Genomic DNA, 24,191 nt, shown 5'->3' with positions numbered 1-24,191 from the left:
CGGTCCGCCGTCAGTTGTCTTCTTCCATCCAGCTCGATCCGTATTGCGTGAGCAGCGCGCTGGCGGCGGGCGGTCCCCACGTACCGGCGGCGTAACGCTTCGGGCCTTTGTGCTGTCGCGACCAGTACGCCTGAATCGGTGCGACCCAGCGCCATGCCTGCTCCTGTTCGTCGCGTCGCACGAACAGCGCCAGTCGGCCGTTGATCACGTCGAGCAACAGTCGCTCGTACGCGTCCATCCGGTGTCCCTTGAAGAACTGGTCGAACGCCAGATCGAGGTGGACGGATTGCAGATTCATGCCCTCGCCCGGCTGCTTCGCGAGGCAGTACAGACGGATCGATTCGTTCGGTTGAAGACGAATGACGAGACGGTTGACGCCCGGTTGCGCGGTCGCGTCGCCGAGCAGCGGGTACGGTGTCGCGCGGTAGTTGACGACGATCTCCGCCACGCGTTCACCGAGCCGCTTGCCGGTGCGCAGGAAGAACGGCACGCCCGCCCAGCGCCAGTTGTCGATGTCGGCCTTGAGTGCGACGAAGGTTTCCGTCTGACTGTCCGCCGGGACACCCGGCTCGTCGATGTACGCGGGCACGGCCGAATTGCGGATCGCGCCACCACTGTATTGCCCGCGCACCACGTTGCGCGACACGCTCTCGTCGTCCAGCTGACGCAGCGAGCGCAGCACGCGCAGCTTTTCGTCGCGCACCGCATCAGCATCCATCGACAGCGGCGGCTCCATCGCAACGATGGCCAGCAGTTGCAGCAAATGGTTTTGCACCATGTCGCGCAGCGCACCGGTCTGTTCGTAGAACTCGCCGCGTCCCTCGACGCCGATTTCCTCGGCAATCGTGATCTGGATGTTGTCGATCAGCTCGCGCCGCCACAGCGGCTCGAAGATCGCATTGCCGAAACGCAGGGCCAGCAGGTTCTGCACCGCCTCTTTTCCGAGGTAGTGATCAATGCGGTAAATCTGGTCTTCGCGGAAGATCGCGCCGACAGCGTCGTTGATCGCCTCCGACGACGCCAGATCGTGACCCAGCGGCTTTTCGAGCACGATGCGACTGTTCTCGTTGAGCTTCGCGCTACGCAGCCCTTCGCAGATCGGGATGAACAGCGACGGCCCGGTCGCCAGATAGAAGATGCGCACGCCGGGGCGCTTCGACAGGCGCTCGGCCAGTACGCCGAACTCGTCTTCGCGGCCCAGATCGAGCGGCATGTAGTCGATGGTGGCAAGAAAGCGCTTCCAGGCGCTCTCGTCCCACACGTCGGGCTTGATGTGTCCGCGTACGTGCTGCTCGCACCACGCGTGGTACTCGGCGGCGTCCATCGGCTTTCGGGCGATGGCGAGGATGCGGCCAGCGTCGTTAGCACTCGTCGCTCCGTCCTTCGCATCGTCCGCACCGAGCTGGCCGGTGCGGAACGCGCGGAACAGCGCGGGAAGGACTTTGCGCAGCGACAAATCGCCGGTAGCGCCGAACAACACAAAGGTATAGGGTGAAGGCGTGTTCATGACAAGACGTCCACGTGTCACTGGGAAAGCGCAACTTTTGACACTGCATTGTAGTTTAACTACACTGCAATTCAACAAAATATCGTGCTTTAACTACATGCCCTCGTGGCATGGCGAGTGAGCGACATTCGCGAAAGTTCGCACGCATTCCGCGCTTCCTCCCGCCCCACAACGTCCGTCCCGGGATCCCCCATGACCCAGTCTTCGCATCATGTGTCGCTGCATCCGGTGGTTCAACGCGTGACCGAGCGCCTTATCGAGCGCAGCCGGTTGTCCCGTCAGGCCTATCTCGACGGCGTCGAGCGCGCCACACAGGGGCAACCCGGGCGCGAGAAGATCGGGTGCGCGAATCTGGCCCATGCATTGGCCGCCGCCCCCGCCGACGACCGCTTGAAAATCCGCTCCGAGCGCACGCCCAACATCGGCATCGTCACCGCCTACAACGACATGCTCTCGGCGCACGCACCCTTCGCCGAATTCCCCGACATCATCAAGTCCGCTGCCCGCGCACATGGCGCGAGCGCGCAGGTCGCCGGCGGCGTGCCCGCCATGTGCGACGGCGTGACGCAAGGCTACGCGGGCATGGAGCTGTCGCTGTTCTCGCGCGACGTGATTGCGCTGGCCTCCATCGTCGCGCTCTCGCATCAGATGTTCGACGCCGCCATGTTCCTCGGCGTGTGCGACAAGATCGTGCCGGGGCTGGTGATTGCTGCGCAGGCGTTCGGGCATCTGCCTGCGGTGTTCAGCCCGGCCGGTCCGATGCCGTCAGGGCTGCCGAACGACGAGAAGTCGCGCATCCGACAGGAGTACGCGGCGGGCCGCGTCACGCGCACCGCCCTGCTCGACGCGGAACTCGCCGCGTATCACGCCGAAGGCACGTGCACGTTCTACGGCACGGCCAACAGTAACCAGATGCTCATGGAGTTCATGGGCCTGCATCTGCCCGGTTCGTCGTTCGTCAATCCGCATACACCGTTGCGACACGCGCTTACGCAAGCCGCCACGGCCCGTGCGGTGGCACTCGCCAAGTCGGGCATCAATACGTCGCAGATTCTGGACGAGCGCGCGTTCATCAACGGCGTGGTCGGTTTGCTCGCCACAGGCGGGTCGACGAATCACACGCTGCACCTGGTGGCGATGGCGCATGCGGGCGGCATTCTGCTCGACTGGCAGGACTTCGCCGAACTGTCGGACGTCACGCCGCTGCTCGCGCACGTCTATCCGAGCGGCAAGGCGGACGTGAATCAGTTCCATGCGGCCGGTGGCCTGAGCTTTCTCATCCGCGAGCTGCTCGACGCAGGTTTCTTGCACAACGACGTGACCACCGTCATGGGGCAGGGCTTGCGCGCCTACACGCAGGAAGCTTTTCTGCGCGACGACGTGCTGTCGTGGCAGGAAGCGCCGACGGAAAGCCTCGACGAGAACATCGTGCGCCCGGCGTCGCGACCGTTTGCGCCCGAGGGCGGTCTGCGCATGCTCGCAGGCAATCTGGGACGCGCCGTGATCAAGTCGTCCGCCGTCAAACCCGAGCATCAGAAGGTCCGCGCACCGGCGCGCGTATTCTCCGATCAGGAGTCGGCGCAGGCGGCCTTCAAGGCGGGCGAACTGACGCGCGACGTGATCGTCGTGGTGCGCTTCCAGGGACCGCGCGCCAACGGCATGCCCGAGTTGCACAAACTCATGCCGATGCTGGGGCTCTTGCAGGATGAAGGACACCACGTCGCGCTGGTGACGGACGGCCGCATGTCCGGCGCATCGGGCAAGGTGCCTGCCGCCATCCACCTGTCGCCCGAAGCGGAAGAAGGCGGCATGCTCGCGCGCGTGCAGGACGGCGACATCATCGAGATCGATTGCGAGACGAATACCCTGCACTGCGAAGTGGACGACGCCACACTCGCCGCGCGCACGCCTGAGCCGGTGCCGCAACGGCCGTTCGATCCGTGGCGCAATATGTTCGCGCTGTTCCGCAACAACGTCGGCACCGCGCCGCACGGCGCAAGCGTGCTGTTCAACGACGCGCAGTATCCGAAGCACGACTGATCTCACCGCTCAACGTCGGGTCAGCAAGGCGTCAAAAATCTTGACGCCTTTTTTATCCGCGTCTCCCTAGACTGGCCTCGTTGTCACTTCAGTCGTCAAAACGACACGTCGCCATGCCCTCAATCGCCCAACGCGTCCGCCTTGAACCTCCTGGTGCGAACACCACCCCGGCTGATCCCTCGCGCGCTTACAGCGCAACACCGGCCGCCGCCCGCGCGTCGGTCACCTCGGCCAATAGTGCCGTCGCCGCAACGCCTGCCAGCACGCTGACCCCGCTAAACGGATTACCCGCCGAGACGGTCTCCGTGGCGCGTCAACGCAATCGATACAACCCGCGCGCCCGCCTCGATGCGACGCTCGACATCACCCTCAGCCGCGCCGCCGTCTCCTCGCTGGCCGTCACGCTGGCGATGAGCGTGCCGCTGCCGTGGCGTGTCGAGACGATTCGCCCGATCCGGCGCGATACGGCGGCTGTGGTATCGATTGCCTTGCCGCGCGTAGAAGCGGCGCATGCGATGGACGTCGTCATGCAATCGCTGCCGGAAGCCGAATTCGGCGCGCTGCGTCTACGCCCATCCGGTCCGGCCGTCTGACACTCTCCCGGCGATCTTCGCCAACATCGATGCTTCAGGTTATGAACACAGCCATCTTCGAAGGCGTGTGGGTTCCGCTCGTCACGCCCATGTCAGGTGCCAATGGCGCCCAGATCGACTACAACGCGTTTGCACGTCTGGTCGACTATTACCTCGCGGCGGGCGTGAACGGCCTCGTGGTCGCAGGCACCACCGGCGAGGGCACACTGCTCACCGATGAAGAGCGCCGCCGTCTCGTCGAGACGGCCTGTCACCTCGCCCACGGACACGCGCCGGTGCTCGCCGGTGTCGGTGCGGCCGACACGACCAATGCCGCGCGCCAGATCCGCAGTCTCGACGACCTGCCGCTTGCCGGTTACCTCGTCCCACCGCCGTACTATCTGCGTCCCTCGCAGGAAGGCATTCTCTGGCACTACCGCACGCTTGCGGCCGGTACGCGCAAGCCGCTCGTGCTCTACAACGTGCCGCTGCGCACGGGCGTCACGCTCGGCGTGGACACGATCCGCGAACTGGCGTCGCACGAGTCGTTCGCCGCCATCAAGGAGTGCGACGCTCACCCGCTCACCCACCTGCCCGCGCAAGTCACGATGCGCGTGCTGTGTGGCGACGACATGCAGATCCTGCCTGCGCTGCGCGCCGGTGCCGTCGGGTGTATTTCGGCGGCAGCGCATGTGCGCCCGGACCTCTATCTCAAGCTGATGCGCTACGTGCGCGAAGGCGACATGGATCACGCGAACACGCTGTTCAACGGCATGAAGCCGCTGATCCGGCGACTGTTCTCCGAGCCGAATCCGGTGGCGATCAAAGCCGCGCTCGCGTCGCTAGGCTTCTGCCAGGACACCGTGCGCCGCCCGCTGATGCCCTGCACCGCAGCCCTACGCAAGGACATCGACGCGCAACTGGAAGTCACGATGGCGTTCTGACATCGACCGAATGCCGCCCCGACGTGGACCATGACCGCACCTGACAGGACACTCGCAATGGATGAGATCGAACGGCGTCACCGCACTGTCGCCCGTCTGCTGATCAAGCTCTCGGGCACCACGCTGGCAAGACTCGCTTACGCGACCGGCATCACCGGCAACACGATATCGCGCTGGGTGCACGGCGATCACTGCGCGCTCGGCGCGCAAGGCAGAGACAGGCTGTTCGCCGCATTGGGCGTGCGCAGCGACGGGGTGAACATCCGCTTTGCGCCTCGTTCGACGGGTGCGGCGCAACCGGTCTTCCAGATCAGCGGTCTGGTGCAAGCCGAGCGCTTCGCCACACTCGCCGCGCTCACGTCGACACAGTTCGTCGCCGCGCGCGAGACGTCTCAGGGGAAAACGCTGGTGAGTGTGGTCACGGACATCAGCGGGCAAACGACAGCACTGCTCGTCGGCACCCGCGAGGCGTTCGACGAGTTGTACGCCGAGGTTGGCATCGCGCTCTCGCCCAATCGCCGTTTGGAGGCAGGCCTCCGTCCTTATGGGGTGACGGACAAGGCGATGCGTCTACACTCGAACTGACAGCAGATTGCGTAGCAAAGCGCCGACGGCAACCCGTCGGCGTTCCATTCTTGGCCCCCCGTCAACTATGGAGCGTTGTCATGACGACAGATCGCATCAACAAGCGCATGAAGGTGTACGCCACCGAGGGCTGGCAGGACACGGGCTACAAAGTCGGGGCGCAGAGCGCGCCGAAGGTGATTCTGCGAGCCTCCGGGGAATGGTGCACACGCACGGACGACCGCAAGTTCGGACGCCGCGATGCCAACGGCCGCACGCCCAACTCCGGTGCAACCTATCTACACAAAGTCTCCGGCGACGACGAGTATCCGTATCACGGTCACGACGCCCTGATGGGCCAGCTCGTCGGACGCTTCGGCGAGAAGGGCGAACCGTTCCTCGTCGGCAATCAGAAGTCGTTCCGCGTCGAAGGCATGCCCAATGATGTGTCGCTTTGGCTGTGCTGCAACGATCCGCTCGGCAGTGCGAAGAAGGACAACGACGGGGCGCTCGACGTCACCCTCGAACTCGACGATGCCCGCGACGTCTTCGCGCCGCGTTCGCAGCATTTCGACCGGCCATCTGGCACTTGGGTCGACGATTGAGCGTCGCAGCGACGCCTCATGAAAAAAGCCAGCGGTGAACGACTCGCCGCTGGCTCTTTTCTTGGACAGCTACCGCAGCAGCGTCACTGCCACCCGAACCGTCGCGCGAACACGCCCTTCATCAACTGCGTGAGCACGGCATACGCCAGCAGAATCGCCGCGAGCAGCGGGAAGTACGCCAGCGGCAACGCCTGCATCTTGAAGGTCTCGGCGAACGGCGACATCGGCAGCATGATGCCGATCAGCATCACCGCGCCCGTCATCAGCAGCAACGGCCACGCAGCACGGCTCTGGATGAACGGCAGACGGCGCGTGCGGATCAGGTGCACGATCAGCGTCTGCGACAGCAGGCCTTCGACGAACCAGCCCGACTGGAACAACGTCTGATGCTCGGCGCTGTTCGCGCCGAACAGATGCCACATGGCGACGAACGTCAGCACGTCGAAAATCGAGCTGATCGGGCCGAAGAACACCATGAAGCGTGACAGATCGGACGGGTTCCACTGCTGCGGCTTCGTCAGTTGTTCGGCATCGACGTTATCGAACGGAATCGTCGTCTGCGACAGGTCGTACAGCAGATTCTGCGTGAGCAACTGCAACGGCAGCATGGGCAGGAATGGCAGGAAGGCGCTCGCGATCAGCACCGAGAAAACGTTGCCGAAGTTCGAGCTGGCCGTCATCTTGATGTACTTGAGCATGTTCGCGAAGGTACGGCGTCCCTCGATCACCCCCTGCTCCAGCACCATCAGGCTCTTTTCCAGCAGGATCAGATCGGCCGCTTCCTTGGCGATGTCGACGGCCGTATCCACCGAAATGCCGATGTCGGCCGCGCGCAGTGCCGGGGCGTCGTTGATGCCGTCGCCCATGAAGCCCACGACGTGACCGTTCGCGCGCAGCATGCGCACCAGACGCTCCTTGTGCGCAGGCGTGAGCTTCGCGAAGACGTTGGCGCGCTCGACGGTCTTGGCGAGCTCGGCGTCGCTCATCGCTTCGATGTCGTCGCCCAGCACGCAGGCGGTCACCGGCAGACCGACTTCGCGGCAGACCTTCGCCGTTACGAGGTCGTTGTCGCCCGTGAGCACCTTGACGTCTACCCCCGAGGCTGCCAGCGCCTTGAGGGCCGGCGCCGTCGACTCCTTGGGCGGATCGAGGAAAGCGATGTAGCCGACGAGGATGAGTTCACTTTCGTCGGCAATGCTGTAGCTCTCGCGCACCGGCGGCAGATGCCGCGTCGCCACCGCCACCACGCGCAGCCCTTCGGCGTTGAGATGGGCCGTGACGCGACGCAGTTGCGCCAGCACGTCAGGCGTGAGCGGCTCGATGTTCGCGCCGTGCTGCACGCGATTACATACCGCCATCACTTCTTCCACTGCGCCCTTGCAGATCAGTTCGTGGTGATCACCGTTCTCGCTCACGACCACCGACATGCGACGGCGCTGGAAATCAAACGGGATTTCGTCGATCTTGCGATAGCGATTGACCACATCCAGACGCTGATGCAACTCGGCGTGATTGAGCACGGCAACGTCGAGCAGGTTCTTCAAACCGGTCTGGTAGAAGCTGTTGAGGTACGCGTATTCGAGGACGTCTTCGGAGAAATTACCCCACACGTCGGTGTGACGCTCCAGACAAATCTTGTCTTGCGTGAGCGTGCCGGTCTTGTCGGTGCAGAGCACATCCATCGCGCCGAAGTTCTGGATCGCGTCGAGCCGCTTGACGATCACCTTCTTGCGCGAGAGCACGACCGCGCCCTTGGCGAGCGTGGCCGTCACGATCATCGGCAGCATTTCGGGCGTGAGACCGACCGCCACCGACAGCGCGAAGAGCGACGCTTCGAGCCAGTCGTGCTTGGTGAAGCCGTTGATGAGCAGGACGATGGGCGTCATGACCAGCATGAAGCGGATGAGCACCCACGACACGCGGTTCACGCCTTGCTGGAACGACGTGACCACCGGTTGCTGCGCGGTCACGCGCCGGGCGAGCGAGCCGAAGAAGGTGCGACCGCCCGTGGCGACGACGACGGCCGTGGCCGAACCGCTCACCACATTCGTCCCCATGAAAGCGAGGTTGTCGTAGGCCAGCGGGTTGCTACCGCCCGACTCGCACGAGTGCGCGAATTTCTCGACGGGCAACGCTTCCCCCGTGAGTGCCGACTGCGAGACGAACAGGTCCTTGGCGGTGAGGATGCGCACGTCGGCCGGAATCATGTCACCGGCGGCGAGCAGCACGATATCGCCGGGCACGAGGTCCGCGAGCGCGATTTCACGGCCCATGCGTCCGAGGCGGCGCACGTTCTCCGGCTCGGCAGCGCCATCGATCAACGGCTCACGGCGCAACACGGTGGCCGTGGTGCTCACCATCGCCTTCAACTTCTCCGCCGCCTTGTTGGAGCGGGCTTCCTGCACAAATCGCAACACCGTGGAAATGATCACCATCGACGCGATGATGATCGTTCCCTCGGTGTCGTCGGTCGCGTAAGACACGGCGGCCAGTGCAGTGAGCAGCAGGTTGAACGGATTGCGGTAGCAGTTGAAGAGATGACGCCACCAGGGCAGCGGCTTTTCATGCTCGACCTCGTTGGGGCCGGCGTGCGCGCGCACGGTGGCGGCTTCGTCGTCGGACAGGCCGTCGCGCGTGGTACGCAGGCGCGCAAGCAGGTCCGGCCCGGCGTCGCGTGCGGCTTCGAGCAGACCCGGTGGTGCCTCGTGGCCATGGGCTGGCGCATCGAGGGTTTCGAGCATGTCGCGGCGACGGAAGAAGCGCAGGCCGAGGCGCGCGCCAAGCACCGCGATCAGTCGCTCGCTGAGCGTGAGAGCTTGTTGCATGGATACATCCTGAAATAGCTTGCGAGGCGCCGGAGAATCCCCGGCGCCTCACGTAACAACGGAAAGACGCAGGGTCAGTCTTGCTTGACTGTCTCGCGGTGGCGCACGAACGAGGCCAGCCATTGCCCGGCACGCGTCACCAGACCGGGACGCGCCACATCATGGGCGACATCCGGATGCGGATCGACGTGATAGTGATGCAGGCACTGGGACGGCAGCATCAGGGCTTGCGGATTGCCTCCGCGCAGGGTCATGGAGTAACGGAACACGATGAATCTCCCGGCCGCACGGCATCCGTCCGGCGTGAGCGGCAGGTTCGCGGTCGATGCAAAACACGCGAACGCACGCGCACGACGGGACAGCCCGAACGGCAGACGTAAAACTTAATAAGGGAGCGTGCTACGAGAGACGGACGCTATCGGTACGACCCAACAAAACCCTTCGTCGCGCGAGTGCTGCGGCTAAAGGGTGAAGGCATTCGACAGGTACATCTGAGGTGCGCGCCAACCCGACTATGCGAGTTAGCGGCTGGGAAGATCCCGGGGACTAACTCGCGGTGATGGTGTCGACTTCGGTCGACCGGCAACTACCACTAGAACTACTGTCCACGGAAGGACCTCCTGAGAGCTATGACGGCGCGATTCTACCCCCGAGAGCGTCGAAAGAAAAGTGACAATTCAAGGTGTTACAAAATGATGACAAACAGCACTTTCCTCGCGGCGGCGGGTCATTCAGAATCTGTCACGCAATCGTCACAAACCGCTGGCCGGCGGCCGTCGAGGCGCCGGCACCACTAAAGGGCCCGGCGCCACGTTCAACCTCCGGCAAGCTTTCGTCCCCCCGGAATTCATGGATTCGCTCAACCGCGCCCTCTTTCTCGCGATCAACGCCTCGCCCAATGTGAGCGAAGGCGAACTGGCCGTCGCCGTCTTCATTGCCAAGTATCTGATCCTGCTGCTGCCGGTGGGCCTGGTCACGCTGTGGCTCGCGGGTGGACGCGACCGCGAAGGCGCGGTGCACGGCCTGCTGGGCGTGGGGCTCGTGCTGCTGATCAACTTCGTGATCGGATTCGCCTGGTTCGAACCACGACCGTTCGTCGTCGGTCTCGGCACGAATCTGCTCGCCCACGCGCCGACGAGCGCGTTCCCGAGCAACCATGGCTCGATCATGTTCACGTCCGCGTTCGTGCTGATGGGCACGGTGGCCCGCTCGCCGCGTCTGCTCGGCAAGCTCCTTCTGCTTTGCGCGCTGCCGGTGTGCTGGGCACGCATCTATCTCGGCGTGCACTGGCCGGTCGACATGGTGGGTGCGCTGGTCGTGTCGCTGGTCGTCGCGCTCATCATGCGCACGGCGAGTGCGCGCGAGACGAGCCGTATCGTCGCGGCGATTTTCGAAGGCATCTATCGTCGCCTGATGGCATGGCCGATTTCGCGCGGCTGGCTGCGTCGCTGAGCGGGGAATTGCTGGAATTGCAGGACTTGCGGGGGAGATGACTGGGAGACTCGGGAGATCCGAATCTCCCAATGGTGCTGCGGAGAAGGGAATTAACGGTGGAATTCGCCAGCGGCTTCAGGCTGGTAGTCGAGGCCGAGCAGTTCCAGCTCGATGAGATGACCGCCCGGCACTTGCCAGTGAATCGACTGGCCGACGCGCAGGCCCAGCAGCGCGCTGCCCACCGGTGCCAATACCGAAATGCCGTTTTCCGTGGCGGCGAGATGCTGCGGATACACGAGCGTCACGCGGTGCTCCTGCTGCGTGCTCAGATCGCGATAGCGCACCACCGAATTCATCGTGGCGACATCGGCCGGCATTTGCTCCGGCTCGACGACACTCGCCCGGGCAAGCTCTGTTTCGAGTGCCTCCACATACGGCAGGGCCGTGCGCGGCGCATTCTCGATGACCGAATAAAGACGATCGAGGTCGAGAGACGAGACAGTGATCGAAGGACGTTGTGCGTTGACGGTGGACATGTCGAAGGGCCTTGAATTTCCTTGGCGTTGAGAAAGTTGCCTTCAATCTAACAGAAGCCCCCGGCCGCGAGAAGTCCCGGACTTTGACGCCATCCGCTAGAATCGACGCATTAAGGTGAATAGGCCTATGCGCCGCAAAGCTGAAGTCATGTCCGAAAACACTACGAATGTCGCGCTGTTCGAGCGCGCCCAGCAAACCATTCCCGGCGGGGTGAACTCGCCCGTGCGCGCCTTCCGCTCGGTCGGCGGCACGCCGCGCTTCATCGCCCGCGCACAAGGCCCCTACATGTGGGACGCCGAAGGCGTGCGCTACATCGACTACATCGGCTCGTGGGGCCCGATGATCGTCGGTCACCTGCATCCGGAAGTCGTCGACGCCGTGCAAACGGCCATGTCGCAGGGCTTCAGCTTCGGCGCACCGACCGAAGCCGAAGTGGTGATGGCCGAAGAAATCTGCCGCCTCGTGCCGTCCATCGAGCAAGTTCGTCTGGTGTCCTCGGGCACCGAAGCCACGATGAGCGCGCTGCGTCTGGCACGCGGCTTCACGGGCCGCAACAAGATCGTCAAGTTCGAAGGCTGCTACCACGGTCACGCCGACAGCCTGCTGGTGAAGGCCGGCTCGGGCCTGCTGACGTTTGCCGACTCCACGCGCAACGCGCCTTCCTCGGCCGGTGTGCCGCCCGAAGTTACGCGCGACACGCTGGTTCTCGAATACAACAACGTCGAGCAACTGCGTGAATTGTTCGCCGGTCAGGGCGGCGAGATCGCGGCCGTGATCGTCGAGCCGGTCGCGGGCAACATGAATCTCGTGCGCGGCTCGCGTCACTTCCTCCAGACGCTGCGCGAGCTGTGCACCGCGCACGGTGCCGTGCTGATCTTCGACGAAGTGATGTGCGGTTTCCGCGTCGGTCTGGGCGGTGCGCAGGCGCTTTACGGCATTACGGCCGACCTGACGTGTCTGGGCAAGGTGATCGGCGGCGGCATGCCCGCAGCCGCATTCGGCGGACGCCGCGACATCATGTCGCATCTGGCTCCGCTCGGTGGCGTCTATCAGGCGGGCACGCTCTCGGGCAACCCGCTGGCAGTGGCCGCCGGACTCGCCACGCTCAAGCTGATTCAAGCCCCCGGCTTCTACGAGGATCTGGCCAAGCGCACGTCGAAGCTCGTGAGCGGTCTCGTCGACGCCGCGCAGGCCGCCGGGGTGCCGTTCTCCGGCGACAGCGTCGGTGGCATGTTCGGTCTGTACTTCCGCGCCAACGTGCCGCAGAGCTTTGCCGAAGTGACGACGTCGGACGTCGCCCGCTTCAACAAGTTCTTCCACGCCATGCTCGATCGCGGCGTCTACCTCGCACCGAGCGCGTTCGAAGCCGGTTTCGTGTCGGCCACGCACGACGACACGATCATCGACGCGACGATCGACGCCGCGCGCGACGCGTTTGGGACGATTGCGTGATCGCGCTTGAGCACTCGCCTACCATTTGCACTGTGGTTCGTGCCACGTTTTGCGCAGTCCGCCGGATGTCCGTCCGGTCATAACAAGGGGAAAACGTCATGCAAATGCTACTGCCGATCCTTCGTCGTCAGTCCTGGGTGCGATGGCTCGCGCTGGGACTTCTCGCGTCGTTGCTGTCCTCCTGCGGATACAACGAAATTCAGGTCAAGGACGAAGCGGTCAAGGCTTCGTGGAGCGAGGTCGTCAACCAGTACCAGCGACGGGCCGATCTGGTGCCGAACCTGGTGAACACGGTCAAGGGCTACGCATCGCACGAGCAGGCCACGCTCACCGAAGTGATCAACGCGCGCGCCAAGGCGACGAGCATCACGGTCACGCCGGAGACGCTCAACGATCCCGACGCGTTCAAGCGTTTCCAGCAAGCGCAGGGTGAATTGTCGGGCGCACTCTCGCGCCTGATGGCCGTCTCGGAGAACTATCCGAACCTGAAGGCCGACGGTCTGTTCCGCGATCTGCAATCGCAGCTCGAAGGCACGGAAAACCGCATCACGGTGGCGCGCAATCGTTACATCCAGTCCGTGCAGGACTACAACGTGTACGTGCGTCAGTTCCCGAACAATCTGACGGCCAAGATGTTCGGTTACGGCACCAAGCCGAACTTCACCGTGGATAACGAGAAGGCCATTTCCACGGCACCGGCCGTCAAGTTCTGAGGCCGCGGCAATGACAGCGCTCATGCAATCGAAGCGCTTTGTGTGGGCGTTGTGGGCACTCGCGCTGGCCAGTCTGTGCTGGCTGGCGCTGCCTGCGAGCGCAGAAGCGCTGGTGGCCGTGCCCGCACTGACGGCGCGCGTGACCGATCTGACCGGCACGCTCACCGCCGAGCAGCGCAATGCCCTTGAGGCGCAGCTCGCGCAATACGAGCAGCAACGCGGCAGCCAGATCTTCGTGCTGATGCTGCCGAGCACCGCGCCTGAGACCATCGATCAGTACAGCATCCGTGTGGCCGACGCCTGGAAGGCCGGCCGCAAGGGCGTGGACGATGGCGTCATCATGCTCATCGCGAAGGACAACCCGAACGACTTGCGCAAGATGCGCATCGAGGTCGGACGTGGCGTGCAAGGCTCGCTCACCGACGCGATTTCGGGACGCATCCTGCACGACGTCATGGCGCCGTACTTCCGCAATGGCGACTTCTTCGGCGGCATCGCGGCGGGAACGGCGGCCGTACAGGCTGCGATGAACAACGAGGCGTTGCCCGCACCGAATCTGCCGTCCACACGCGCACCGCACTCCGATTTGTCCGATTTTCTGCCGCTGCTCTTCATCGTCTTCATCATCGCGATGGTGGTGATCATGGAAGGCCGCCGACGCTTTAGCGGTCCCGGCTTGCCGAGCAATCCCAACGACCCGCGCTCGCGCGTGCTCACCGGCCAGCGCGGACGCATCGGCCCCGGTGGCTTCGGCGGCATCGGTGGTATTGGCGGAGGCATTGGCGGCGGACTCGGCGGCGGCTGGGGACGTAACGACGGCGGTGGCTTCGGCGGCGGCGGTGGTGGCGGAGGTGGTTTTGGCGGCGGAGGCGGCGGCGGTTTCGACGGCGGCGGCTCGTCCGGCAACTGGTGAAGACAATGACGACAGCACACGAACCGGCAGTCGCAATGCAACCGAAACCGCACGATGTGTCGCGCTGGCTGCGTCACGCCGGCACCTGGCGGGCGCATGCCCGCTGGCTGTTTCCCGACAACGCGCTCGATACGCTGGAAGCCTCGATCCGCGAATCCGAATCGGAGCATCGTTGTGAAATCCGGCTGGTGATCGAAGCTGCCATGCCGCTCGCCAACGTGTGGGGCGGGCAAACGTGCCGTCAACGCGCCGTTCAACTGTTTCACCATCTGGGTGTCGCGCACACCAGCGAGCGCACAGGCATACTGCTGTACATCAACATCGCCGATCACGATATCGAGCTGATCGCCGACAAAGGCGTCAATGCGCTGGTGGACGATCACAAGTGGGAAGCCGTCGTGAAGCAGATGAGCGCCGGGTTTCGCGATGAACGCTACGTCCAGAGCGTGCTCGACGCACTGAACACCCTGCGCGGCATTGCGCGCGAATCCCTGCCGGCCCATGCCGGCGCAGCCCCGGACAATGCGTTGACCGACCGGCCGCTGATGCTCTGACGATCTCACGTCTCATGTTTTCCGATCAGGATTTTGACTACATGCGCCGCGCGCTGGCACTCGCCGAGCGCGCGATGTTCACTACGACGCCGAACCCGCGCGTGGGCTGCGTCATCGTGCAGGACGGCCGTGTCATCGGCGAAGGCTTCACCCAGCCCGCCGGGCAGGATCATGCCGAAGTACAGGCCATGAAGGACGCGCGCGTGCGCGGCGAATCGGTGCGCGGCGCGACCGCCTACGTCACGCTGGAGCCGTGCAGCCATTACGGTCGCACGCCGCCATGTGCGAAAGGACTCATCGACGCGGGCGTGAAGCGCGTGATCGCCGCCATGGAAGATCCGAACCCGCTCGTCGCCGGACGCGGTCTCGGCATGCTGCGCGACGCCGGTATCGACGTGCGCTGCGGTCTGCTGGAGAACGAAGCGCGCGAGATGAACATCGGCTTCATCGCCCGCATGACGCGCGGCACGCCGTGGGTCCGTATGAAAGTGGCCGCGAGCCTCGATGGCAAGACGGCGTTGCACAACGGCGTGAGTCAGTGGCTGACCGGCCCGGCGGCACGCGCCGACGGCCATGCCTGGCGCGCACGCGCCTGCGCGATTCTCACGGGCATCGGCACCGTGCGCGAAGACGATCCGTCGCTGACCGTGCGCGAGGTGGAAACGACGCGTCAGCCGCTGCGTATCGTCGTCGACTCCCGTCTCGACATCGCCCCGACCGCCAAGGTGCTGGCTGGCGGTAATGCGTTGGTGGTCTGCGCCAACGGCGATGCAGATCGCGTTGCGAGGCTGCGCGATCTGGGGGTCGAGGTGCTCGATCTGCCCAACGCCAGCGGCAAGGTCGAGTTGCCCGCGCTACTGCGTGCGCTGGGCGAGCGTCAGTTCAACGAGATCCACGTGGAAGCCGGTTACAAGCTCAACGGTTCGCTGCTGCGCGAAGGGTGCGTGGACGAACTGCTGACGTACTTCGCGCCGTGCATCGTCGGCGACGCGCAAGGCATGTTCAACCTGCCCGCCCTCACCTCGCTCGACGACAAGCTCGCGCTGACGTTTACCGACGTGCGCATGATCGAGACCGATCTGCGCGTGATGGCCCGGGTGAAGCGGGACTGAAGCGCGACTGAGGCTCGACCAAAGCGTGACCGATCGTCGTCGGTTCGCACAAATAAAAACGGGGCGTGCCATGTGGCGCGCCCCGTTTTGCATGGCACGGCGGAACATCCCACCGTGCTAGCCGCGGATAATGTCAGACGTGGAAGCCCACGCGACCGAGCGACTCCATTTCGACCGACACGTACTGGCCCGGCTTGATGTACTCGGCCGGCGTCGCTCCGCCCGCCATCACGATCCAGCCCGCCTGCAACGGCTCGCCGGCGGCCGCCGACAGCCGTGCCGCCGCCACGAGCGAGCGCAGCGGATGACCCAGCAGCGCCGCCGTCGAACCGACCTGCACGGTGCGGCCGTTGATCGACATCGCCAGCCCCAGATTCGAGAAGTCGACGTGCGGGCTGTGCCACGCGCCGATCACGAAACCGCTGGACGAAGCGTTGTCGGCAATCACTTCCGGCAACGTGAACTTGAAGTCCTTGTAGCGCGAGTCGATGATCTCGATGGCCGGTGCGATCGCCTCGACCGCGGCCAGCGCCTGCGGCCCCGTGACGTTACCTTCGAGCGGCTTCTTCAGAATGAAGGCGATCTCCGGTTCGACGCGCGGATGCACGTAACGCTTGAAGTCGATGGACGTGCCCTCTTCGATCTGCATACCGGACGTCAGACGCCCCCAGATCACATCGGACAGCCCCATCTGAATCATCTTCGCGCGGCTAGTGAAGCCCATCTTCACGCCGACGCGCGTCTCGCCACGCTCGGCACGGCGCGCCAGCGAGGCGGCCTGAATGGCGTAGGCGTCGTCGAGCGACAGGCGGTTGTCGGTGTCGAACTGTTCGACTTCGTGGGCGAAATGCGCTGCGTCGTCGAGCAGCTTGGCGTAATCGTTGATGTGGCTCATCGTGCAGCCTCGCTGGCAGGTTCAAAGACGGCGCGGACCGAGCCCAGGCCATTGATGCGGGTCTCGAAGATATCACCCGGCGTGACGGCGGCCATCGGGCCGAGAGCGCCCGAGAGCACCAGATCGCCCGCCCCCAGCGGCGTGCCGACCGCCGCCATCGTGCGCGCGAGCCACACCACGGCGTTGATCGGGCTGCCCAGACAGGCCGCGCCTGCGCCGACCGAGACCGGCTCGCCGCGACGCTCGAGCACCATGCCGCACATGCGGACATCGAATTCCGAGAGCTTCTTCGGCGTATTGCCGATCACATAAGCCGACGACGAGGCGTTATCGGCAATCGTATCGGTGATGCGGATATTCCAGTCGGCCACACGGCTGCCGACGATTTCCAGCGCGGGCAGCGCGTATTCGATGGCGTTCAGCACGTCCAGCTGGCCCGGATTCTCGATGTTCAGATCGCGCCCGATCACGAAGGCGATCTCGGCTTCGATCTTCGGTTGCGTGAGGATCGACGCGGGAATCGGTTCGCCGTCGCCATAGCCCATGTCGTCGAACAACAGGCCGAAGTCAGGCTGATCGACGCCGAGCTGCTTCTGCACGGCGACCGACGTCAGGCCGATCTTGCAGCCGACGATACGGCGACCGGCTGCGAGGCGTCGCTCGGTGTTGATGCGCTGGATGGCGTAGGCGTCGTCGATGGTGAGCGGCGCGAACGTGTCGCGCAGCGGGGCGATGAAGCGGTGCGAGCGCTCGGCTTCGAGCAGCGCGTCGGCGGCCTGCTGGAGACGCGCCTGCGTGGCGGCGTCGCGTTGGATGGCGTGGCTCATTACGCGCCCGCCTTGGCCGGCGCAGCCGGCTCGTCCTTCGTGCGCTCACCCACCGCCCAGTGGGCGGCCGGCACCTGCGTCGCAAAGACGCGAATCGATTCGAGCGGTGCGCCGAGCGTCTCGTGCACGGTGCGCGCCACGGCCTTCACGCAGGCTTTGACGGCGGCGTCATCGCGACCCTCGATCAGATTGATATGTACGATTGGCATGATGCTGTCTCCTGAAATTGCTCGATAGAGCGGCTTCGTGCAGGGATGATGCGCCCGCCACGGGATACCGTCCAATACCGAATTTCCAGATTCCGATACTATTTCGGTATTGAGTTTGAGCATCGGATCATGGACATCAAGCAAATGCGGTACTTCCTCGCCGTGGCGCAGGAAGGTCATTTCGGCCGTGCCGCCGAGCGGTTGAACATGGCGCAGCCGCCGCTCACCCGTCACATCCACGCACTGGAAGCGCAACTGGGCACGGCACTCTTCGTGCGCACGCCCAAAGGCGCGACGCTGACCGCCGCCGGGCAGACGCTGCTCGCCGAGGTGCCGAACATTCTGTCGCTCACGCGCCGGGCGGAAGAGCAGACGCGGCTCGCGGGCGACGGCTATATCGGGCGGCTCGACGTCGGCATCTTCAGCTCCGGCATTCTCAACGTGATTCCGCGACTGCTCGCGGACTTTCACACCGAGCGTCCCGAAGTGAAGATCGGCCTGCACAACCTGTCGAAGACGGAGCAGATCGCGGCGCTGCGCGAGCGGCGCATCGCCATCGGTTTCAACCGCCTGATTCCGGATGAGCCGGATCTGGTGGTGGACTGGATTCATCGCGAGCCGTTTCTCGTCGCGCTGTATGAAGGGCATCCGCTATGCAAGCGCGCATCGCTCACGCTCGCCGATCTCGATAACGAGCGGATGATTCTCTACCCGAACGCACCGGTGCCCGGTCTCGCCGAAGAGGTGGCCGCCGCCTTCCGCGCCGAAGGCGTGACGCTGCGCGTGGAGCAAGAGGTGGAGGACGTGGTGACGTCGATTGCGCTCGTCGCGAGCCGCTTCGGCGTGTGTGTCACGACCGAGTCGGCCGCGAATTTGCGATTGCCCGGTGTGGTGTATCGGCCGTTGAAATCGCAGCGGCTGCGCTCCATCGAACTGAACTGCATGTACCGGCGTGACGACGATTCGCCGATTCTCGCCGCGTTTCTGGCACTGATCCGCGCATCGCGCACCCGGCGTCATCCGCTGCCGATGTAAGGCTGTCGTCTATTGATGGATATATGTGGACGGATACAGCAACGCGAATGTCTTGATAGTTGTCACCGGGCTGATCGTCCGTGATCGTCCGAATTAGCACGGCTGAATGCAAAGCCCAAACGATTGGATTTCAATATGCGTCGGATTGTATCCAAAATGTCCTGACGGGCAATTCGCCATATCGAATCAACGTGGCCCTCATTTGCCAATTCACGCGTCATTCGTCGGTTTTCCAATCTGCGTAGTACTACGGAGAATCGCTGTGACGACTCTTATTTTTTTTCTTATGACCCTTTTGAAATCCTTTATCCATGCGGGTTTTCGGGGGACTCAGGATACCTGTTTCTATTAAAGAGCGTATTACGCTACTATGGCGCATCGTTCAGGCCGCCAGCGGTTTGAAGGATCCAATACCGACCAGGTTTAGCAGTCGATTAAGGCTACCGCACCACGAGGTAGTCAAAAAATACAAATCAAGGAGATGTCCACAATGCAGTTTCGTCACAAATCCCTGTTCGTTGCCGCTGCTCTCGCCCTCCTCGGAACGGCTGCCAATGCAGAGACCGTCAAGATCGCCATCGCCGGCCCGTTCAGCGGCTCGGTTGCTCAGTACGGCGACATGGTCAAGGCCGGTGCGCTGACCGCGATTGAAGAAGTCAACGCAGCTGGCGGCGCGAACGGCAACAAGCTCGAAGCCGTGTTCATGGATGACGCATGCGAGCCGAAGCAGGCTGTCGCCGTCGCCAACAAGATCGTCAGCCAGAAGATCAAGTATGTGATCGGTCACGTGTGCTCGGGCTCGACGATCCCGGCATCGGACATCTACGAAAACGAAGGCGTCGTGATGATCACGCCGTCGGCCACCGCACCGCAACTGACCGAAGGCAAGAAGCGTCACTTCATCTTCCGTACGATCGGCCGTGACGACCAGCAAGGTCCGGCAGCTGCTCAGTACATCATCAACAAGGTCAAGCCGAAGAAGGTTGCCGTGCTGCACGACAAGCAGTCGTACGGTCAGGGTATCGCCACCTCGGTGAAGAAGGACCTCGACGCGGCCAAGGTGCCGGTCGTGCTGTTCGAAGGTATCAATGCCGGTGACTCGGACTACTCGGCTGTCATCACCAAGCTCAAGGCGCAAGGCGTGGACTTCGTGTACTTCGGCGGCTACCACCCGGAAATGGGTCTGCTGCTGCGTCAGGCACGTGAGCAAGGCGTGAAGGCCACGTTCATGGGACCGGAAGGCGTGGGTAACAAGGACGTGACGGCTATCGCCGGCCCGGCTTCGGAAGGTATGCTCGTGACGCTGCCGGCCGACTTCGCTGCCGACCCGGCCAACGCCAAGCTGGTGAAGGCCTTCGCCGACGCCAAGCGCGATCCGAACGGTCCGTTCCAGATGCCGGCTTACACGGGCGTGCAACTGATCGCCAAGAGCATTGCCGGCGCGAAGAGCACCGACTCGGAAAAGGTCGCGAAGTACCTCCACGCCAACACGTTCGACACGCCGATCGGCAAGGTGGCGTATGACGCTGCTGGCGATCTGAAGTCGTTCAAGTTCGTGGTCTTCACCTGGCACAAGGACGCCACCAAGACCGCAGCCAACTGATTCCCTGACGCTTTACTGGCCAGCGAATCACCCCCAGCCGCCCGCCGACCCCGGCGGGCGGCTCGCATTCGCGCTCGGCCCCCGCTAGTCGCGAGGCTTCCCGCATGAACGAATTTTTCCCACAGCTTGCCCAGCAACTGGTCAATGGCCTGACGCTGGGCGCGATCTACGCGCTGATTGCCATTGGCTACACAATGGTCTACGGCATCATCGGCATGATCAACTTTGCCCACGGCGAGATCTACATGATCGGTGCCTATGTCGGGCTTGTCACACTGACTGCAATCGGAACGGCGGCGGGCTACCCCTTGCCGCTCGTGCTGGGTGCAGCGCTGCTGGTATCGGTGCTGGTCACGGGCCTTTACGGCTTCGCGATCGAGCGGGTGGCGTATCGCCCGCTGCGCGGCGGACCTCGTCTCGGACCGCTGATCTCTGCGATCGGTATGTCCATCTTCCTGCAGAACTACGTGCAGATCGGCCAGGGCGCGCGTGATGTTTCCGTGCCGATGCTGATCTCCGGCGCCATCGATATTCCGATGGGCGACTTCACCGTAACGATTCCCTACGCTCGCATGCTGATCGTGGGCGTGACGGTGGCACTGATGATTCTGCTCACGCTGTTCATCGCTAACTCGCGTATGGGCCGCGCCTGCCGTGCCTGCGCCGAGGACATGCGCATGGCCAACCTGCTCGGCATCGATACGAATCGCGTGATCTCGTTCACGTTCATTCTCGGTGCCATGCTCGCGGCCGTGGGCGGCGTGCTGATCGGCCTGACCATCGGCAAGCTCAATCCGTACATCGGCTTCATCGCCGGCATCAAGGCCTTCACGGCCGCAGTGCTGGGCGGTATCGGCAGCATTCCCGGCGCCATGCTGGGCGGCGTGCTGCTGGGCCTGGCGGAGACGCTCGCCTCGGGCTACATGCCCTCCGAGTACAAAGACATCGTGGCGTTCTGCCTGCTGGTGCTGGTGCTGCTGTTCCGCCCGACCGGCCTGCTGGGCAAGCCTGACGTCGAGAAAGTCTGAGGTCGACCATGACACAACAACTCACCATGAAGTCCGGTGCCGCCAACCGCGCGCCGGCAGGAGAGACGCTCAAGGGTGCGGTCATCGCCGCAATCGTGACGATCATCCTCACGGCCCCCATCCTGGGCCTGCAACTGAAGCTCGACGGTTACAAGGTCGTGCTCGAACAGCATTGGCGTCCGGTCTGGATCGCAACCGCCATCGTGTTCGTGTTCCAGCTGCTCAAGCCTTTCCTGTTGCGCACCAAGCGCGCGGTGAAGCTGCCGACGATGCCCACGATGGGACGCCGTCAACAACTGACCGCCATGTGGGTGCTGCTCGCCGTCGGTCTCGTGTGGCCGTTCATCGGCTCGCGCGGCGCAGTGGACGTGGCAACGCTCGCACTCATCTACTGCGTGCTGGGTCTCGGTCTGAACATCGTCGTGGGCTTCGCCGGCCTGCTCGATCTGGGCTACGTCGGCTTCTATGCCGTCGGCGGTTACACGTACGCGCTGCTCAATCAGTACTTCGGCCTGACCTTCTGGGAATGCCTGCCGCTCGCCGCGCTGATGTCGGCGACGTTCGGTTTCCTGCTGGGCTTCCCGGTGCTGCGTCTGCGTGGTGACTATCTCGCCATCGTGACGTTGGGCTTCGGCGAAATCATTCGCCTGCTGCTCAATAACCTGACGAGCCTCACCGGCGGTCCGGATGGCGTGTCGGGCATTCCGAAGCCCAGCGTGTTCGGCTTCGAGATGGCGCGTTCGTCGAGCGTGGAAGGGGCGAAGACATTCCATGAACTGATCGGGCTGGATTACAGCGGCGGTCATATGGTGATCTGGCTGTATCTGCTCGCATTCGCGCTGGTCGGCTTCACGCTGTTCGTCACGAGTCGCCTGATCCGCATGCCGATCGGTCGCGCGTGGGAAGCGCTGCGCGAAGACGAAATCGCTTGCCGTTCGCTCGGCCTGAACCCCACGCGCATCAAGCTTTCGGCGTTCACGCTCGGTGCATCGTTCGCGGGTCTGGCCGGGGCGTTCTTCGCTGCGCGTCAGGGGCTGGTCACGCCCGAGTCGTTCACGTTCATCGAGTCGGCGCTGATTCTCGCCGTGGTGGTGCTCGGCGGCATGGGCTCGCAGATCGGTGTGATTCTCGCGGCCATCCTGCTGACGATTCTGCCGGAAGTGGCACGTGACTTTGCCGAGTACCGCATGCTGATCTTCGGCCTGGTGATGGTGCTGATGATGATGTGGCGTCCGCAAGGTCTGCTGCCCGCCACCCGCCCGCATGTGGAGTTGCCGCAATGAGTGCAGAACTGTTGAAACTCTCCGGCCTGCAGATGCGCTTCGGCGGTCTGCTGGCGGTCGACGGCGTCGAGTTCGACGTCCGCAAGAACGAAGTCTTCGCGATCATCGGTCCGAACGGCGCAGGCAAGACGACCGTCTTCAACTGCGTGGGCGGCTTCTACCGTCCGACGGGCGGCTCGATCGTGCTCGACGGCAACGACATCACCGGCTTGCCGAGCCATATGGTGGCGCGTCGCGGTCTGGTGCGCACGTTCCAGAACATCCGCCTGTTCCGCCAGTTGACGGTGGTGGAGAACCTGCTCGTCGCGCAGCACATGACGGTGCACACCGGTTTTCTGCAAGGGCTGCTCTCGACGGGCGCGTTCCGTCGCTCGGAGCGCACGGCACTCGAGCGCGCAAAGATGTGGCTCGATCGTCTGGGCCTCACGCCGGTCGCCAACCGCGAAGCCGGCACGTTGTCATACGGCCATCAGCGCCGTCTCGAGATCGCGCGATGCATGATCACCGAGCCGCGTCTGTTGATGCTCGACGAACCGGCTGCCGGTCTGAACCCGCAGGAGAAGGTCGAGTTGCAGCAACTCGTGGACAACCTGCGTAACGAGTTCGGCATTTCGGTGCTGCTCATCGAGCACGACATGAGTCTCGTGATGGGGGTCTCCGACCGGATTCTCGTGATGGAACACGGCAAGCCGATCATGACCGGCAAGCCCGACGAGGTGCGCAACGATCCGCGCGTCATCAAGGCCTACCTCGGGGAGGAATAATGCTCAAGCTGGAACAGATCCACACCCACTACGGGGCCGTCGAGGCGCTTTCGGGCGTGTCCATCGAAGTGAACAAGGGCGAGATCGTCACGCTCATCGGCAGCAACGGTGCAGGCAAGACCACGCTGATGATGACCGTGTGCGGTACGCCGCGCGCATCGAGCGGTCGCGTGATGTTCGAGGGCAACGACATCACCAACCGTCCGACGCATGAAATCATGCGCATGGGCATGGCGATTTCGCCGGAAGGCCGTCGCGTGTTTCCGAGCCTGACCGTCATCGAGAACCTGAAGATGGGCGGCTTCTTCGCGTCCAACGACGAAATCGATGCCGGCATGGATCACGTCTTCAAGCTGTTCCCGCGGCTCGCACAGCGTGGCAAACAGCGCGCGGGCACGATGTCCGGCGGCGAACAGCAGATGCTCGCTATCGGACGCGCGTTGATGAGCCGTCCGCGTCTGTTGTTGCTCGATGAACCGACGCTCGGCCTCGCACCGCTCGTGATCGCGCAGATCTTCGACATCATTCGCGCGATTCGCGAAGAAGGCGTGACGGTGTTTCTGGTGGAGCAAAACGCGAACAAGGCGCTGCACGTGGCCGACCGCGGTTACGTGCTCGAAACCGGACGCGTCGTGCTCGCCGATTCAGCCGACAATCTGCTCGCCAACGACGACATCAAGCGCGCTTATCTCGGCGCTTAAATCGGCGGTCACGCGGCCATTGATCAGGCCGATGTGACGGGCAACAGGAAAGGGGATGTGCCTTCGGGCACATC

Annotated in this window: 24 protein-coding genes; 17 read left to right on the top strand and 7 right to left on the bottom strand. The window is 63.7% G+C overall.

Annotated features, from left to right (window positions below; all coding sequences use genetic code 11):
- Positions 1 to 10: 10 nt before the first annotated feature.
- Positions 11 to 1,507 (bottom strand): glucose-6-phosphate dehydrogenase, encoded by a 1,497-nt coding sequence (zwf, locus tag PAQ31011_RS20940; RefSeq protein WP_150577641.1) that lies wholly within the window; start codon positions 1,505 to 1,507, stop codon positions 11 to 13.
- 192 nt (positions 1,508 to 1,699) lie between these two features.
- Here zwf and edd point away from each other — a divergent pair, with 192 nt between their 5' ends.
- The 5 genes from edd (at position 1,700) to PAQ31011_RS20915 (ending at position 6,232) form a co-directional block, all read left to right on the top strand.
- The gene (gene edd / locus PAQ31011_RS20935; RefSeq protein WP_174990220.1) at positions 1,700 to 3,547 is read left to right on the top strand and encodes a phosphogluconate dehydratase; all 1,848 of its coding nucleotides are present in this window, start codon (positions 1,700 to 1,702) and stop codon (positions 3,545 to 3,547) included.
- A gap of 113 nt (positions 3,548 to 3,660) precedes the next feature.
- On the top strand, positions 3,661 to 4,140 hold the full coding sequence (locus tag PAQ31011_RS20930; protein ID WP_150577640.1) for a hypothetical protein: 480 nt from the start codon (positions 3,661 to 3,663) through the stop codon (positions 4,138 to 4,140).
- A 41-nt stretch (positions 4,141 to 4,181) separates the two neighbouring features.
- Entirely contained in the window at positions 4,182 to 5,063 is an 882-nt protein-coding gene (gene dapA, locus PAQ31011_RS20925; protein WP_174990219.1) for a 4-hydroxy-tetrahydrodipicolinate synthase, read from the top strand.
- Between the two features lie 57 nt (positions 5,064 to 5,120).
- Complete coding sequence (locus tag PAQ31011_RS20920) at positions 5,121 to 5,648, top strand: hypothetical protein (protein ID WP_150577638.1); 528 nt, start codon at positions 5,121 to 5,123, stop codon at positions 5,646 to 5,648.
- 80 nt (positions 5,649 to 5,728) lie between these two features.
- On the top strand, positions 5,729 to 6,232 hold the full coding sequence (locus tag PAQ31011_RS20915; RefSeq protein ID WP_150577637.1) for a hypothetical protein: 504 nt from the start codon (positions 5,729 to 5,731) through the stop codon (positions 6,230 to 6,232).
- A gap of 83 nt (positions 6,233 to 6,315) precedes the next feature.
- Here PAQ31011_RS20915 and mgtA read toward each other — a convergent pair whose 3' ends face one another.
- Both mgtA and PAQ31011_RS20905 read right to left on the bottom strand, forming a co-directional pair.
- Positions 6,316 to 9,057, bottom strand: coding sequence for a magnesium-translocating P-type ATPase (gene mgtA / locus PAQ31011_RS20910; RefSeq protein WP_150577636.1), 2,742 nt, complete (start codon positions 9,055 to 9,057; stop codon positions 6,316 to 6,318).
- Between the two features lie 74 nt (positions 9,058 to 9,131).
- Positions 9,132 to 9,326 carry a hypothetical protein gene (locus PAQ31011_RS20905; protein WP_150577635.1) on the bottom strand — a complete coding sequence of 65 codons (195 nt, stop codon included), beginning with the start codon at positions 9,324 to 9,326 and terminating at the stop codon, positions 9,132 to 9,134.
- A gap of 580 nt (positions 9,327 to 9,906) precedes the next feature.
- On the opposite strand from PAQ31011_RS20905, the gene PAQ31011_RS20900 reads away from it, so the two are divergent.
- A complete protein-coding gene (locus PAQ31011_RS20900; RefSeq protein WP_150577634.1) occupies positions 9,907 to 10,509 on the top strand; it encodes a phosphatase PAP2 family protein in 603 nt (200 codons plus the stop codon).
- A gap of 92 nt (positions 10,510 to 10,601) precedes the next feature.
- Here PAQ31011_RS20900 and rnk read toward each other — a convergent pair whose 3' ends face one another.
- Positions 10,602 to 11,027 (bottom strand): nucleoside diphosphate kinase regulator, encoded by a 426-nt coding sequence (gene rnk, locus PAQ31011_RS20895; RefSeq protein WP_150577633.1) that lies wholly within the window; start codon positions 11,025 to 11,027, stop codon positions 10,602 to 10,604.
- A 148-nt stretch (positions 11,028 to 11,175) separates the two neighbouring features.
- Here rnk and hemL point away from each other — a divergent pair, with 148 nt between their 5' ends.
- The 5 genes from hemL to ribD all read left to right on the top strand — a co-directional run bounded on the left by hemL (position 11,176) and on the right by ribD (position 15,772).
- The gene (gene hemL, locus PAQ31011_RS20890) at positions 11,176 to 12,480 is read left to right on the top strand and encodes a glutamate-1-semialdehyde 2,1-aminomutase (RefSeq protein ID WP_150577632.1); all 1,305 of its coding nucleotides are present in this window, start codon (positions 11,176 to 11,178) and stop codon (positions 12,478 to 12,480) included.
- 98 nt (positions 12,481 to 12,578) lie between these two features.
- Positions 12,579 to 13,193, top strand: a complete 615-nt coding sequence (locus tag PAQ31011_RS20885; protein ID WP_150577631.1) for a LemA family protein — start codon at positions 12,579 to 12,581, stop codon at positions 13,191 to 13,193.
- A 10-nt stretch (positions 13,194 to 13,203) separates the two neighbouring features.
- Positions 13,204 to 14,106: a TPM domain-containing protein gene (locus PAQ31011_RS20880; protein WP_150577630.1), complete on the top strand. Its 903-nt coding sequence runs from the start codon at positions 13,204 to 13,206 to the stop codon at positions 14,104 to 14,106.
- A gap of 5 nt (positions 14,107 to 14,111) precedes the next feature.
- On the top strand, positions 14,112 to 14,660 hold the full coding sequence (locus PAQ31011_RS20875) for a TPM domain-containing protein (RefSeq protein ID WP_150577629.1): 549 nt from the start codon (positions 14,112 to 14,114) through the stop codon (positions 14,658 to 14,660).
- 14 nt (positions 14,661 to 14,674) lie between these two features.
- A complete protein-coding gene (gene ribD / locus PAQ31011_RS20870) occupies positions 14,675 to 15,772 on the top strand; it encodes a bifunctional diaminohydroxyphosphoribosylaminopyrimidine deaminase/5-amino-6-(5-phosphoribosylamino)uracil reductase RibD (RefSeq protein ID WP_150577628.1) in 1,098 nt (365 codons plus the stop codon).
- Between the two features lie 133 nt (positions 15,773 to 15,905).
- Here the strand turns inward: ribD and PAQ31011_RS20865 are convergent, their stop codons facing one another.
- From PAQ31011_RS20865 to PAQ31011_RS20855, 3 genes are read right to left on the bottom strand one after another with little or no spacing between them, the layout of a single operon-like run.
- Positions 15,906 to 16,667, bottom strand: coding sequence for a 2-keto-4-pentenoate hydratase (locus tag PAQ31011_RS20865; protein WP_150577627.1), 762 nt, complete (start codon positions 16,665 to 16,667; stop codon positions 15,906 to 15,908).
- A complete protein-coding gene (locus PAQ31011_RS20860; protein WP_150577626.1) occupies positions 16,664 to 17,494 on the bottom strand; it encodes a 2-keto-4-pentenoate hydratase in 831 nt (276 codons plus the stop codon). Before PAQ31011_RS20860 ends, PAQ31011_RS20865 begins: the two co-directional genes overlap by 4 nt.
- Positions 17,494 to 17,703: a tautomerase family protein gene (locus PAQ31011_RS20855; protein WP_039400297.1), complete on the bottom strand. Its 210-nt coding sequence runs from the start codon at positions 17,701 to 17,703 to the stop codon at positions 17,494 to 17,496. Before PAQ31011_RS20855 ends, PAQ31011_RS20860 begins: the two co-directional genes overlap by 1 nt.
- A gap of 129 nt (positions 17,704 to 17,832) precedes the next feature.
- Between PAQ31011_RS20855 and PAQ31011_RS20850 the strand changes: the two genes are divergently transcribed.
- The 6 genes from PAQ31011_RS20850 (at position 17,833) to PAQ31011_RS20825 (ending at position 24,117) form a co-directional block, all read left to right on the top strand.
- Positions 17,833 to 18,738: a LysR family transcriptional regulator gene (locus tag PAQ31011_RS20850; protein WP_150577625.1), complete on the top strand. Its 906-nt coding sequence runs from the start codon at positions 17,833 to 17,835 to the stop codon at positions 18,736 to 18,738.
- A gap of 490 nt (positions 18,739 to 19,228) precedes the next feature.
- On the top strand, positions 19,229 to 20,341 hold the full coding sequence (locus tag PAQ31011_RS20845) for a branched-chain amino acid ABC transporter substrate-binding protein (RefSeq protein WP_095178473.1): 1,113 nt from the start codon (positions 19,229 to 19,231) through the stop codon (positions 20,339 to 20,341).
- A gap of 104 nt (positions 20,342 to 20,445) precedes the next feature.
- On the top strand, positions 20,446 to 21,369 hold the full coding sequence (gene livH, locus PAQ31011_RS20840; RefSeq protein ID WP_044454576.1) for a high-affinity branched-chain amino acid ABC transporter permease LivH: 924 nt from the start codon (positions 20,446 to 20,448) through the stop codon (positions 21,367 to 21,369).
- Positions 21,370 to 21,377: 8 nt separating this feature from the next.
- Positions 21,378 to 22,652: a high-affinity branched-chain amino acid ABC transporter permease LivM gene (locus tag PAQ31011_RS20835; RefSeq protein WP_150577624.1), complete on the top strand. Its 1,275-nt coding sequence runs from the start codon at positions 21,378 to 21,380 to the stop codon at positions 22,650 to 22,652.
- Positions 22,649 to 23,416: a high-affinity branched-chain amino acid ABC transporter ATP-binding protein LivG gene (gene livG / locus PAQ31011_RS20830; protein WP_150577623.1), complete on the top strand. Its 768-nt coding sequence runs from the start codon at positions 22,649 to 22,651 to the stop codon at positions 23,414 to 23,416. The genes PAQ31011_RS20835 and livG overlap by 4 nt, the downstream gene beginning before the upstream one ends.
- The gene (locus tag PAQ31011_RS20825) at positions 23,416 to 24,117 is read left to right on the top strand and encodes an ABC transporter ATP-binding protein (protein WP_150577622.1); all 702 of its coding nucleotides are present in this window, start codon (positions 23,416 to 23,418) and stop codon (positions 24,115 to 24,117) included. Before livG ends, PAQ31011_RS20825 begins: the two co-directional genes overlap by 1 nt.
- Positions 24,118 to 24,191: the final 74 nt, after the last annotated feature.

It is taken from the genome of Pandoraea aquatica, assembly GCF_902459565.1.
Classification (GTDB): domain Bacteria; phylum Pseudomonadota; class Gammaproteobacteria; order Burkholderiales; family Burkholderiaceae; genus Pandoraea; species Pandoraea aquatica.
Note: the sequence above shows the minus strand (reverse complement) of the source record. Positions and strands in the feature narration are given on the sequence as shown.